The sequence below is a fragment of the Rhizobium sp. 01T417 genome, from assembly GCF_056398905.1.
In genome coordinates, this window is record NZ_JBFTQH010000054.1 from 1 (window position 1) to 13706 (window position 13706).

Annotated in this window: 12 protein-coding genes; 11 read left to right on the forward strand and 1 reads right to left on the reverse strand. The window is 59.1% G+C overall.

The annotated features are described in order from the left end of the window. The 5 genes from AC1DPR_RS28965 to AC1DPR_RS28985 all read left to right on the forward strand — a co-directional run. Window positions 1-231 (forward strand): hypothetical protein (locus tag AC1DPR_RS28965; protein ID WP_477817720.1); only part of this gene is annotated, 231 nt, incomplete at its 5' end. Window positions 232-1641: 1410 nt separating this feature from the next. Next, entirely contained in the window at window positions 1642-2160 is a 519-nt protein-coding gene (locus AC1DPR_RS28970; protein ID WP_477817721.1) for a hypothetical protein, read from the forward strand. 36 nt (window positions 2161-2196) lie between these two features. After that, window positions 2197-2424, forward strand: coding sequence for a hypothetical protein (locus AC1DPR_RS28975; protein ID WP_477817722.1), 228 nt, complete (start codon window positions 2197-2199; stop codon window positions 2422-2424). Window positions 2425-2554: 130 nt separating this feature from the next. Then, window positions 2555-2869, forward strand: a complete 315-nt coding sequence (locus AC1DPR_RS28980; protein ID WP_477817723.1) for a hypothetical protein — start codon at window positions 2555-2557, stop codon at window positions 2867-2869. A gap of 398 nt (window positions 2870-3267) precedes the next feature. After that, on the forward strand, window positions 3268-3528 hold the full coding sequence (locus AC1DPR_RS28985) for a DUF982 domain-containing protein (RefSeq protein WP_477817724.1): 261 nt from the start codon (window positions 3268-3270) through the stop codon (window positions 3526-3528). Between the two features lie 2298 nt (window positions 3529-5826). Here AC1DPR_RS28985 and AC1DPR_RS28990 read toward each other — a convergent pair. After that, window positions 5827-6528 (reverse strand): GntR family transcriptional regulator, encoded by a 702-nt coding sequence (locus AC1DPR_RS28990; RefSeq protein WP_018860075.1) that lies wholly within the window; start codon window positions 6526-6528, stop codon window positions 5827-5829. 121 nt (window positions 6529-6649) lie between these two features. Between AC1DPR_RS28990 and AC1DPR_RS28995 the strand changes: the two genes are divergently transcribed. From AC1DPR_RS28995 to kduD, 6 genes are all read left to right on the forward strand, one after another. Then, window positions 6650-8164: an aldehyde dehydrogenase family protein gene (locus AC1DPR_RS28995; RefSeq protein ID WP_026372184.1), complete on the forward strand. Its 1515-nt coding sequence runs from the start codon at window positions 6650-6652 to the stop codon at window positions 8162-8164. 168 nt (window positions 8165-8332) lie between these two features. Then, complete coding sequence (locus tag AC1DPR_RS29000) at window positions 8333-9283, forward strand: sugar ABC transporter substrate-binding protein (protein WP_018860077.1); 951 nt, start codon at window positions 8333-8335, stop codon at window positions 9281-9283. A gap of 68 nt (window positions 9284-9351) precedes the next feature. Then, window positions 9352-10371, forward strand: coding sequence for an ABC transporter permease subunit (locus AC1DPR_RS29005; protein WP_029867366.1), 1020 nt, complete (start codon window positions 9352-9354; stop codon window positions 10369-10371). Next, entirely contained in the window at window positions 10371-11108 is a 738-nt protein-coding gene (locus AC1DPR_RS29010) for an ATP-binding cassette domain-containing protein (RefSeq protein ID WP_477817725.1), read from the forward strand. The genes AC1DPR_RS29005 and AC1DPR_RS29010 overlap by 1 nt, the downstream gene beginning before the upstream one ends. A gap of 31 nt (window positions 11109-11139) precedes the next feature. Continuing rightward, the gene (gene kduI, locus AC1DPR_RS29015) at window positions 11140-11982 is read left to right on the forward strand and encodes a 5-dehydro-4-deoxy-D-glucuronate isomerase (RefSeq protein ID WP_026372186.1); all 843 of its coding nucleotides are present in this window, start codon (window positions 11140-11142) and stop codon (window positions 11980-11982) included. Further along, entirely contained in the window at window positions 11979-12734 is a 756-nt protein-coding gene (gene kduD, locus AC1DPR_RS29020) for a 2-dehydro-3-deoxy-D-gluconate 5-dehydrogenase KduD (RefSeq protein WP_477817726.1), read from the forward strand. Before kduI ends, kduD begins: the two co-directional genes overlap by 4 nt. The last annotated feature ends 972 nt before the right edge of the window (window positions 12735-13706 follow it).

Consider the following 13706-nt stretch of genomic DNA (forward strand, 5'->3'; position numbering starts at 1 on the left):
GCCGGGATCGAGCGAACCTCGGCCATCGCGGCTGCGCTGACGCCCTATTGTCTCGAGAGGGCCAAATCGGATCCAGCTTCGGCAGAGATCTTGGCCGCACTCAAAGCAGCCGGCACCTACGGGCGTAGCGACGTTATCAAGAAGGCCGGATGGGCAACGCCACTTGGCAGCACCGAGCCAAATGCAGACCTTGCACAGGCCTGCCAGATTGCGCTTGGAAGCGCGGGCTAGTTTCAAAGCCTGGGGGCTCGCGGAGCCTGAATGGAAAGAGCCCTGCCATGAGTGCAAAGCCATCCAGTAGCGATCAGTTAAACAGAGATCGACGGATAACCGATGCTCAGGGATAAAATTACCAAACCGGTAGCGAGCCCATCGGCTGAGGAATTGATCGTTCAGGCTTCAGACGCTCGCGCTAAGCTGCGCAGTGGACACGGCGCACCAGGCAATGTCGCTTCGGAGGTTCAATTGCCAATCGAAGAGCTTGGTGGCTTTGAGGTGGAAAGCAAGACCTAACTTCTCGAAAAGCTCCCACGATGAAGGAGCTTGAACCGGCGCGGGACAACAAAAGGTTGGCGCCAAAGACGCCGATCGGCAATAGTTCAACCCGCGTTTAGGTTGAAACCCTAACCGTGCCGCGCGGAGGGCGGCCCACGCTTCTCGCCGGACGCTGGGACAACCACCTCAGACAATTCGTCGCAATCCCAGATTTGCGATTTGACTTCTCGCGCCGCGTAACGCGTCACACGGTCGTGCTCAAGCATTGCCGAGCGTAGTGGGTAGAGCCCGACATAAGGGCTTTGCTGCCAACGCTAATTCTCAGAGGCGCTTCCGATGCTTCGCACCGGCTCGGCCTGATGATGCAAACACCAATTGGCGCAACGCTGCCCAGAAAAATCGCGCCTCTAGCGGTCCGGTTTGGGTCGACATCCCAGACCTCAGCGAAGGCGGATTTTTGGAGACGAGTACGATGGCTGACCCTGATCGCTATTCCGGGAGACCGCCGAAGCACGGTCGCGGAGTTTTCATACTGGTTGTTATGGTCGCAGCCTTGGCGCTCCTTGCGGGATGGTTTTCTGGATTTTTGGGCTGAGCTGGCGACAATTGGCATAGGGCGCGCGGCAAGAACTCTATGTCCGTTCTTCGTGGGTGTCCTCGCAGCGGACGGTCGGCCATCGTGAAGAGTTTCGGGCGACGGTAGGCGTACGAAAGTCCCCGAGGGAGGGAATCCGCGGGCCACAGGCGCTATGGGGATTTTGGATTTCGGCTGGTGTCGGCGATGCCGCGGCCGTAGTCGGGAAGCGCCGGGATGGATACGGACAGACTGCTTTGTTGCGCCTGTGCGCGGGATTGTCAGCGCGGCATGCGGCTGGACACGGCTTTGTCGGCCTCGATGAGCACCCTGGGCGCGCGTGGTGCGTTGCCGGAGGTTGCCCCCCGCCTGTGGCTGAACTCTGGATCATTCCGAGGCATCCTCGCGCTCCTGATCTTCGCATCCTTCAGCACATTCTGGACGGCGCTGGTCCTCAGCGCTGCGCCGTTTTCCTATTCCCACACTTCGATAGGTCTGTTTTGGACTGGTTGGACTGGCCGGGGCGATTGGAGCAACATCCGCCGGAAGACTTGAGATAGAGGCTACGGTCAATGGACGACTGGGTTATCTCTGGCGATCCTTCTGGGTTCCTGGGACCGATCGCTCTCCTACCATTCTCCATCACAGCGCTATTGATGGGAGTGCTACTGCTCGACCTGGCGGTCCAAGCCGTCCACGTCGCCAACCTCAGCGTCGTGGTGGCGTTGCATCCAGAAAAAAGCGGCCGCTTGATTGGTGGTTACATGATCTTTTACTCGGTCGGCAGCGCCATCGAGGCGATCGCCGCCACTGCAATCTACGCGCGGTCCGGCTGGCCGGGAATTTCCTTCCTGGGAACAACATTCAGCGGTGTTGCACTCGCAATATGGATCACGCCTATTTTCAGCGAGCGCAGGTCGAGAAATTCGTCGTCTTTGGGTCTCCTTGAGGAAGAGCGCTTTGGGCGGTTGACTGCAGTGCAGACCCAGCAGCAGCTCGCGGCGAGAGACCGCCGACCCACTTTCAGTGCGAAAATCCTCTATGGTAGGCTGGCCGGGAGCGGTGAGGCATCTATATCGGATCTCATGTGATCTGGCGACGAGTGGTTGCCAGCATGGAGCGTGACAATGGCAAGTCTCGAATTGGCGAAGGTTGAGGAGCGGCCCGGTGGACAACTACTATTTAATGTTCGCATGACCGCGACCGCGGCCAAGATAGAATTGCCGATCTTAGTTATGGATCAAGGATCACTCGCCTTGAATGAAAGGACCGTTCTTCAGTCCGCACTCGGTTTTGCCGAAGAACTAGAGGGTTCGCTCCGGTTCCGTCTTGAGGTCGAGCAACAGGACCTCTAGTTCGAAGCCCCAGAATGAAACTCGTTGCTATGTCGCCAGCGAGCGCGTAGGATTCCTTTGTCAATGGCATTTGAAGCGGGCGCCGTTGCGTAAAGGTTGAATACCTTCGCCCCAACCAAAGGAGGACCATATGTCTTCCAAACACCCCCACGAATATCTTGATGCAACAGACATGACGATGCTGGAAGGCGTGCTTGAACAAGCGGGATATCGCTGCTCGGGGACTGAGATGGACAGCGAAACACTTGAGGCGGCGAGGTTCCTTCTGCGCCTGGTCCGGAAGGGGATAGTCAGTGAAGAGGAGCTGGGGATCGCTTTAATTGCTAGAGACAGGGGCGTCGCCGATGGCGAGGAAATGTTTGAGGCGACGGCGGACCATTCTCTTGATCGCTGGACAAACGAGGGCGGAAGCGCGGCACCTCCTCAATCGGCCGGATGTTTTTAACGCTCGCGATCAGACCTGAAAGTCTCCGCAGTTCCGCTCCTACTGAGCGCCGCAGGCGGGTGTCCCGCTGGCATTTGAACATGAACTGGTGTTACTCGATGAAAAACACACATTTTCGCGACAGGGATCTGAGGTTTGCCGAACGCGTCGTTGCAATAATCGACCGGCGGCTGTGCAGACAGGTAGCCGTTTTCAAACGAACACGGGCAAACGGTTTGCCAACGGACCAGGAAATTGCGCTGTTGGCGAGGCTCTATGACAGCAAGCGACGAGCTGCTGATCGACTTAAACACGTTCAAGCTTTTCTGGCGTAAAGTCTCAAAGCTGGTCGTCGGCGCTAGAGCCACCACCGGGAAGGCGTCTAGGTTGTATCGTCTTGGGTAAAATTGGAGGATGAGATGTCGAAGCCAATGGATATCCGCCCGCTCGGAGTAGCGATCGACGTAAAGCCAGGCGGCTACCGCGTCGTGACGAATGTTCAGCAGATGGCCGAGATACTTGCCAATAGATGGCCGGACGATAAGCGGAACGACGGTTGGGAAGCGGCTCGCGCCGCATGCGCAAGTGCGCTAGAAACATGGTCCAACGCCGAGGGAGCGCGAGCCACCTTCATCACGGCGGCGGAAAAATCCAACATCCGCGTGAATGCGGATGCGTAGTTCGCCAGGCGGAACCAAACGCAGTTTCATTCGTTTGAGCGGATGGAACGGCAATCTTCCACCTCCGCCGTTTCCTTCTCACACTGCAATGCCTAAGAGCCCCGCTTGGCCCTCCACGCCGACGGGGTACTTTTCTGTCCACGACGAGCAAACACCAAGCCGTTGTTTGAGACGCTTGCCTATGGATGACTGCGGGAGCGCCCGTCAGACTAAAGTCCAAACGAGATTCAGGCTCCAGTCCGATTTCTTCAGCGAACAATGACGGGCAATCTTGGTTGATGCGAGTCGCACAGCCCAAGACCCGCGCGCCGACAGATCAAGGACTTCCCGGTCCCGCCGACCAGGAAAGTCCTTTTGCGAGCACAGAGTTTGGGCCGAGAAAAATAAGCAGGTCTAATCGTGAGGCGATGTCCATGGAACTATCGCGAGGCTTGAGCACTCGGAAGGTAAGTAACTGATGGGCATAGACCTGCAAATGGTTCCTAATTCCTCCACCATCAAACTCGTGCTGAAAACTTTTGTGCCGTGAGAACGGTGTCGAGCGAGACCGAAGAGCAGTCGCTGCAATCGCGATCCTACTAACGACGCTGTGGCAACAAGGCACACACGACGGAGAAGAACTCCAGCGCCTTGCTCGTGAAAAGCTCGCAGAGGCTACAGCAACACCCAATGGTGGCTCGTACGACGCCMGTCAGTGGGCGCACGAGAGCGTGTGGTTAGGCAGGCATCTGCGACTTTTGGTCATCGCTATTCAGTAGTAGGAACAAACGACGAAACGTCGTCAAAAGCTGCAGTTCCAATCGACCCCAGGCCTCCTTATTTTCAATAGGTTGACCTCGGAGCCTTCCCAGCCCCTCTTGGGTCAACGACGTACGGTCCCGGGGCTCAAGGCGAATGGCCGCGACCGTACGCTCTCAATGCTCTTGCTCTGAAATGTCATCGAAATCGACCACAACGCATCGACCATACCGCAATGACGAGACGCCTCTTCCGTGGCCACGTCGAGGGCTTATTTTGGATGAGAAGCAGAACGAGGTCGTAGTCTGGAGTTTCCCGCGACGCCATCTCTCGCGCAGCGCTCAACGTAAAGATCCGCTGATGCACATTGGTCTCGCTCACGACCCCTGCCCCTCGGAAGCGGGTAAATTCTAGACGCTGGAAGAACGTGCAACTATCCCAACGGTCCCGTGCATCGGTGCGAAAAACAACTACGGTGTTGGTACATGCGTACTAGGCCTCTCACCCGAAACGCCGAAACCGGGCGGATTGACCGATGCCATGCAAAGCGCGACGACTGGCATGGGCGCATCCCCAGCGCTCAATACTTAGGCGCACGGCGGTCCGCATGCCTCGCCGGCGGCGCGGACCGCTTGAATTCCTCCGAGCGGGAGAAGCCAAAGAGGCGCTAGGGCCCGACGATCGGCGTTCTGAAGAGGCTCTTGTCCGATTTCCCATTGGCGCCGAGCGCGCCAAGCCCAAGGCCGCTTTAACCAGCGCAATTTGAAGGGCTCAATTGACCTTCGATCGATCTTGCCCTGATGGAGACCCCCGGCCGTTCGCGGGGTTTTCTTTTAACTTGGCTCCCACCGTCTCCCGGTGGGAGCCAAGTTTCCATGCGCTTCCGGGGGACGGCATTCCCCAAAAAAGCGCAATCGTTCCGCTAATAATTTTGCACGAGCCCCGGCCGTTGGGGGGTGGAACATGGCCCTTACGCCGCCGAGCGGGGGCCAAGTTCCACGGCTTGTGTGTGTGTGTTTGCATCCGGTGTCCAACGCCGAAAGCCCGGCCATTATAGAACCGTATACGCAGTTCTCCTAATATTGCTTTGGGCGTCTGGGTTTTCTATGCGCCCTCCCGAAAATGGCCCCCGCCGAGGGGCAGGGGCCAAATATGGCTGCGTTCGGCGGGGTGCTGCTTAAAGCATTTCCAAACGCCCCACGCTCTTAAACATGATTGCAGATGTTTAGTTCCGCTAATATAGTTTCCCGCCGGACCTAGACGACAAGCCGCCTAACCAGTTGGAACATTTAGCCGGCCCCGACCATCAGACGACTGGTAACTGTGCTGTCGTTTTGTCTGCAGGTGTAGGAGGACACTGCGGGGTCGCTCGGTCTTGCATCTCTATCGGCACGAAAACACCAACATCCCGAACGATCGAATCCGCAGCTTCAAAGAAGCGGGCGTCACCCTCGCAGACAAGATTGGCTGGTCGGCTACATTCCGATGAACCGCTGTAAAATCGGCAACTTCTATTCATCCACAAGTCACCATCGCAAAGCGCGAACCATCGCGATGGCATCATTCGAAAAGGTCGGGGTGATCCGCCTCGATTTGCGGCAAGTCGGAGAGGATGCCGTTGAGGTGCGCGCACATGGCGGATGCCGCAGCGTCAGCGTCGCGGCTGTCGATAGCGGTGATAATCGCCTCATGCTCAGCGATAAGCCGCATCATGGAATCTGGGTGGCGAAGCTGCAGATTGCAGACGCGATCCATATGGGCCTTGATGTCGGCAATCGCGTTCCAAGCAAGGCTGCAGCCGGCGCCTTCCGCGATCGCGATATGAAACTGCTCGTCCTCGCGTCGGAATGCGTTGTGGTCGTGGGCCTCCATGGCAGTTCTCTGCCGGGCAAGTATGCTGTCGACCCGGCGCCTCGTCCAGCTGTCGAAACTTTCGCTGGCGCGACGGACAACTGCGGTCTCAAGCGCCTCGCGGACGAAGCGCGCCTCCATCATTTGCCGCGCCGAGATTCTGACGACCACAGTACCCCTGTTGGGGCGCACGTCGACCAGTTTCGATTTTCCGAGCGCGATGAGGGCCTCGCGCACCGGTTGGCGCGATACGCCCATGCGCGTGGCGATCTCCTGCTCTGATAACCGCGTGCCCGGGGCCAGTTCGAGCTTGATGATCGCCTCCCGAAGGTCGCGCTCGACCTGCGCCGCCGCCGTTTCGCCGGTCTCAATCTTCAAGGATTCTATGTTCATGTCTTTCGTCGCCGTCATCCGTTGACATCCATTTTAAACCACCATACAGTACCATACAATTGAAACGCAACATAAATCCGGTGGCTCAAACCGGGCAAAAACGGGAGGGCCGGCACGATGTGTCGGCGTGAAGGGTAACGTGCTGTCCAATTTCATTGCGCCTGATTCCAGTGATCCGCGGCTGAACATTAAATCCCGCTACCAGATGCTTGTCGATGGCAAGTCGGTGGATGCCGCCTCGGGTCGCACGATTGACCGTGTCAGCCCTGGTCACGACGGCGTCGTGGTCGGTACCTGGCCCGAGGCCTCGGCCGAGGATGTATGCCTGGCAGTGGCGGCGGCCCGTCGTGCTTTCGACACCGGCCCATGGCCGCGCATGTCGGGCGCGGAGCGTTCACGCCTGATGTTCAAGGTGGCGGACCTGATCCTCAAGCGGCAAGAAGAACTCGCCTTGATTGAAAGCCTGGAGGTGGGCAAGCCGATCACCCAGGCGCGCGGCGAGATCGGATTCTGCGCCGACCTCTGGTCTTACGCCGCCGGCCAGGCGCGCGCGCTCGAAGGTCAGACGCACAATAATATCGGCGACGATCGTCTGGGTCTTGTGTTGCGCGAGCCTGTCGGCGTCGTGGGCATCATCACGCCGTGGAATTTCCCCTTCATCATCGCGTCGGAGCGCGTGCCTTGGGCGATCGGTGCTGGATGCACCGTCGTCCTCAAGCCGTCCGAGTTTACCTCGGGAACGTCGATCCGCATGGCGGAGCTTGCACGCGAGGCCGGTATTCCCGATGGCGTCTTCAATGTGGTCACGGGCTACGGCGATCCGGCTGGCCAGGTGCTCGCCGAGGATCCCGGCGTCGACATGGTTGCCTTCACTGGCTCGGTGCGTGTCGGCACCAAGCTTGGCGAGATCGCCGCGCGCAGCGTCAAGCGCGTCGGGCTGGAGCTCGGCGGCAAGGGTCCGCAGATCGTCTTTGCCGATGCGGACCTCGAGGCCGCGGCCGATGGCATCGCTTACGGTGTCTATCACAATGCCGGGCAGTGCTGCATTTCCGGTAGCCGGCTTCTGGTTCAGGAGGGAATCCGCGACGCATTGATGGAGCGCCTGCTTGATATCTCGCGCAAGGTGACCTTCGGCGATCCTCTGAATGATCGCACGAAGATCGGGGCGATGATCTCCGAAGCCCATGCGACCAAGGTCCATTCCTACGTGGAAGCCGGCATCGCATCGGGTGCCGAACTGCTGCTCGGCGGTGAGCGTGTCAGCAAGGACGCCGGGATCTACTACGCACCCACCGTATTCGCTGGTGTGAAGCCTGACATGTCGATCGCCCGCGAGGAGATATTTGGGCCGGTGCTGTCGTCAATGACCTTCAGGAACGCGGACGAAGCCGTCGCACTCGCCAATGCCAGCGAGTTCGGCCTTTCCGCCTCGGTGTGGTCGACCAATCTCGAATATGCGATGCAGAGCATCCGCCGCATTCGCGCCGGTCGCTGCTGGGTCAACAGTGTCATCGACGGGACACCGGAACTGCCTATCGGCGGGTACAAGAAGAGCGGCCTTGGTCGCGAGTTGGGCCGCTACGGCTTCGACGAATATTCCCAGTTCAAGGGCATTCACGTGACGTTCGGGCGCCCGGCGCCGTGGTTCGGCTAGCAGCGGCACCGTCGTCGCAGGGGACTAAACATATAGGGCGTTTCCGTTTTTGGGAGAAGCGAAACGCCTGGGAGGAAAATCTCGGCCGGCGTGATCTTTGGTCGGAGCCCGCCAGCCGAGACTTGGGTCTTTCGACCCGCATTGCACATCCAAAGGGAGGATACGCAAATGAAATTGACCAGATTGAAAACCGCTGCACTTGCCGCGGGTATCGCCACGATGATGACATCTACGGCATTGGCCGCGGACGTCAAGGCAACGATGATCATCTATCTCGATCCGAGTGTCCAGTTCTTCAACCCCGTGGTAAAGGGTGCGAAGGACGCAGCCGCGCAATTCGGCGTCGATCTCGACGTGCAATATGCCAACAACGATCCGGTTCGCCAGAACGACCTGATCGAGAGCGCGACAGCAAGCGGTGTCGACGGCATCGCTGTTTCCATCTCCTCGTCTGATGCCTTCGATGAAAGCATCTGCGCGGCGGTGAAGGCCGGCATCGTCGTCATCGGCTTCAACAACGACGATCTGGAAGGCGCCAAGGGCAATTGCCGCCAGGCCTATGTCGGCATGAACGAGTTCGCGTCCGGCTACGAGCTCGGGAACCGGATGATCAAGGAATTCGGCCTGAAATCCGGCGACGTCGTCTTCAATCCGCGCGAAATCCCTGAGGCGAGCTTCGCGGTCGCGCGTGGCGGCGGCATTGAGAAGGCGATGAAGGAAAGCGGCATCAAGGTCGAGACGGTTCGCGCCGGCCTCGATCCGGCCGAAGCGCAGAATATCATGGCGCAGTTCCTGATCGCCAATCCGGGCGTCAAGGCGCTGTTCGGCACGGGCTCCGTTACCTCGACTGTGGGCGCCGGCGCCATCAAGGATGCAGGCGTGAAGATTCCGTTCGGCGGCTTCGACCTCGCCGTCGAGATCGTCAACGCTGTCGAGTCCGGCGCGATGTTCGCGACCATGGACCAGCAGCCCTACCTGCAGGGCTACTACCCAATCGCCCAGATCGCGCTTTCGAAGAAGTACGGGCTGACGCCAACCGACGTGGACACCGGCCAGGGCGCCTTCCTCGACAAGTCGCGCATCAGTTCGGTCAAGCCGCTGATCGGCAGCTTCCGCTAACCGCGTTTCGTGGGGGCCTGCCGGAAAGCCGGCAGGTTCTCCATCTTCAACCGATCGAGTACCAGACCGTGACACCAATTCTCGCAGAAAGTGCCGCGCCCCGGTCGCGGACGCAAAAGCAACCGATCCTCAGGCAGATCATGGCGATGCCGGCGGGTGCGATCTTCCTTGTCTTCATGACGCTGCAGATCGTCTGCATCTTAGGCGCCTTGCTCTACCCCGATCAGTTTCGCTATCTCTCGCCACAGAACCTGACGATCCTCATGAAGGCAATTCCAGTGCTTGGCTGCCTGGCGCTCGGTGCTGGTGTGCTGATGATTTCAGGGGAGTTCGACCTTTCCATCGGTTCCGTCTATACCTTCACCGCCATCCTGATGGCGAGCCTTGTGGGCGCCGGGTTGAGCGCTTTTGTTGCCGCTCCGCTCGGTATCCTGGCCGGCATCATGATTGGGCTGCTCAACGGCCACATCACGCTGCGCTTCGGACTGCCCTCCTTTATCGTGACCTTGGGCGGCCTGCTGTTCTGGCGCGGCGCTGTCCTGCTCTATAACGGCGCCGTCCAGGTCCGCTTCGACCCTGAGCCGATCTTCACCAGCCTGTTTTCCGGCACGCTTTTAGGCATCAATGCGGCCTTCATCTGGATCGTGCTCTTCGTCGTCGGCTTCCACTATCTCGTCCACCGCCACCGCTTCGGCAACCATGTGTTCGCGACCGGCGGCAACCGCGGTGCTGCGGAGGCGATCGGCATCAACACCAACCGCGTGAAGCTCGTGGCATTTGCGATCGCTGGCGGCATGGCGGCGGTGGCCGGCATCCTTGCGACATCACGGGTCGGCAGCGTGCAACCAGGGCAGGGCGCCGGACTGGAACTCCAGGCCATCGCCGCCTGCGTGATCGGCGGACTGTCGCTACGCGGCGGCCGCGGGTCAATCATCGGTATCTTCCTCGGCGTGCTCCTGATCCATACGATTACCGACGTTCTGCTGCTCCTGCGCGCGCCGGGCTTCTATCTCGACATGTTCATCGCGACGCTGATCGTGCTGGCCGCCATCTTCAACCATCTTATCGAGCGGCGAGGTCTTGCGTGATGTCGGCCCCAAATCTTCTCGAACTGCACAACATCTCGAAAAGCTTCGGCGCGCTGACGGCGCTGCGAAACTTAAGCTTCCATATCGGCGAAGGCGAAGTGGTGGGGCTGCTCGGCGACAACGGTGCCGGCAAGTCGACTACCGTGAACCTGATCTCCGGGATCCACAAGCCGACGGAAGGCTATCTCAGCGTCGACGGCAGGAAGACCGCTTTCAGCTGCCGGTCGGACTCGGCCGATGCTGGTATCGAAACCATCTATCAGCACACGGCGCTGGTGGATTCCCTGTCGATCACCCGCAACATCTTCATGGGTCGCGAACTTACCGATCGCTTCGGCTTCCTCAGGCAGCGCGAGATGCGCGAGATCGCGATGGAGGTGCTGCAGAATGCCGTCCACATCTCGGGCATTGATTCTCCCGACACGCTGGTAGGCAACCTTTCCGGCGGCGAGAAACAGGCGGTCGCCATTGCTCGCGCAGTCTATTTCAAGAAGCGAGTGCTGCTTCTTGACGAACCGACCTCGGCACTGTCGGTTCGTGAGACGGAGGCGCTTTTGAACCAGGTGCTGAAGCTCAAGGCCGAGAACGTGTCCAGCGTGCTGGTAACGCACAATATCTACCACGCCTATCAGGTCTGCGACCGCTTCGTGATCATGAGCCATGGCACCAAGGTGTTCGATGTCGACAAGGCAGACACGACGATCAACCAGCTGACCGAATATGTCGTACTCACCTGATCCCGCATTCCAGACAAAAGAGGCATAGCCCGTGACAATTTCAGTATCAGTACGCCAGGTCGTAGGACCCGAGGACGCAGCAAAGCGTGACACGCAGGGTTTGCGCGATGGGTTCGTGATCGAGGGGCTGTTTCGCGAAGGAGAGGCCAATCTCACCTACAGTCATCTCGATCGCATGATCGTCGGCGGTGTCATGCCGGATACCAAGCCTCTGGAGATCGCTGCCATTGCGCAGACCGGCACCGAGCGCTTTCTCGATCGGCGCGAAGCCGCTGTCGTCAATATCGGTGGAGCGGGTACGGTCAGCGTCGCCGGAAAACGCTACGAGCTCGATTTCCAGGAGGCACTCTATATCGGGATGGGTGAGGGCGCCCTGAGCTTCACCAGCCTTGACGTTGCCGAACCGGCACTGTTCTACCTGCTGAGCGCACCCGCACATCGTGCTTGCCCAACGGTTCACATTACCCGCGAGATGGCCAAAAAGGTGACTGTGGGCACCGCAGAGGAATCCAACGCGCGCACCATCAACCAGTACGTCCATCCCGACGTCTGCGAGAGCTGCCAATTGCTCGTGGGGCTAACGATGTTCGAGCCAGGTTCGGTCTGGAATACGATGCCGGCGCATGTCCACGACCGGCGCATGGAGGTCTATCTCTATTTTGGCATGCAGGAGACGACGCGGATATTCCACTTCATGGGTGAACCGGGTGAGACACGGCATGTCGTCCTGAAGAACCACGAGGCGGTTCTGTCGCCCGGCTGGTCCATCCATTCTGGCGCTGGTACCGGCCGCTATGCCTTTATCTGGGCCATGGCCGGCGACAATATGAGCTTCACAGACATGGACAAGGTGCCGATGGAAGCGCTGCGATGAGCCCTTTCGATCTTACCGGCCGCTGCGCCATCGTCACCGGCGCCAATACTGGCATTGGTCAGGCAATTGCGATTGGTCTGGCGGAAGCGGGCGCTGATATTGTCGGCGCCGGCCGCTCGGCCATGGACGACACCGCGCATGTGGTCACATCGACGGGGCGCCGGTTTGTATCGCTCAAGGCGGACCTGTCTGATACCAAGGAGGCAGGGGCCGTTGTCGAGCGCGCCTTTGCCGCCGGCGCTTCCCCTGACATCCTCGTCAACAATGCCGGCATCATACGCCGAGCCGATGCGCTCGAGTTTACAGAAGAGGACTGGGATGCCGTTCTGGACACCAATCTGAAATCCGTCTTCTTCCTCTGCCAGGCGTTCGCGAAGGCAGCACTCGCTCGGGATATGCCGGCGAGGATCATCAACATCGCCTCGCTCCTGTCGTTTCAGGGTGGCGTTCGTATTCCATCCTACACGGCATCGAAGAGCGGGCTGGCCGGTATCACCAGGCTGATGGCGAACGAATGGGCGTCGAAAGGCATCAATGTCAATGCGATCGCGCCCGGCTATGTCGAGACCAACAACACCGAGGCGCTTCGCGCCGATGCGGAAAGAAGCGCGGATATCCTGAAGCGCATTCCGGCCGCGCGCTGGGCCAAGCCACAGGATATGGTGGGGGCAGCGGTTTTTCTTGCCTCGCGCGCCTCGGATTATGTTCATGGGACGTTGCTGCCAGTCGACGGCGGCTGGCTCGCCCGATAGGAGATGTGATGGCCGATTACAACACGCTTCCCGGGGCCAGGAGTCATTGTGAACGGGCTTCCGAATTCCCATTCGGGCAGACCTCGACCAGTGTCTCTTCGGGGGCACCGTTGATTTCACTGACGCCGGGACGTTGTTGGTGAATGTACGAAGAACGTGTTCGTTCGTCTCTGGCGAGGCTTCGCAGGCCTCCCGCCTTGAAGGTCAACCGACGTTTGCGCTCTATGCTATTGCTCCAATTAAACGCAGGCAAAGGGCGAAGTGCGTCGCGGCCAACGGCGTTAGAGAAGGCCATTTTGGAAAGGCGGCTATTGCTTCTGTTTCGAGGCCTGCACAGAGCCGCCCTCGTTCTCCCACGTAGCAATAGCATCAGAATTGCGGCTCTGTCGCTGCCGTTTGAACGGAGAATAGTTCTTCGTGGGAATGGTCGCAGCTTCAATTCTGCGAATGATGACAGTTTCAGCCTGACGCAAATCACCCTCGGCGGCTTGCATTTCCGAAGTTTTGTAGTTGGCGCGTCTAAGAACGCGCCGGAGCGTCGCTCGTGGTTCCTCAGAGCTGTGGCACATTGTTTTCAATCCTTGATCTTTGGAAGGTGTAGCGTTGCGCGTTTACGAGACTGATCTCCACTGCGGTTGGTCTGAGGCTTCTACATGCTTCCAGGTCCGGGCTTGGCGCTTTGGAATGGATGCGGATTGGCTTCCTTTCTTCGCCAGGCAGACCCAAGTGCCTTGGCTTTCCCGCTCTATAACTTTCAATGTTTTCTGGTGCTTTCTTGATTATGGATCTCCTGCCTCGCTCGGCGTTCTAGAGGGGCCGGCGGCCCGCGTTCATTAGAAGCTGGCGCTCTGTCGCCGTTGGTCCCAGGAGCTTCAGCAGCCGCTTTTCTTCAAATCGATCAAGCCTGAAACGCTTGGCGTATTCACGGATATTCCAAACCCTTGCCAATTTTGCAGGCGCATATATGTCGGT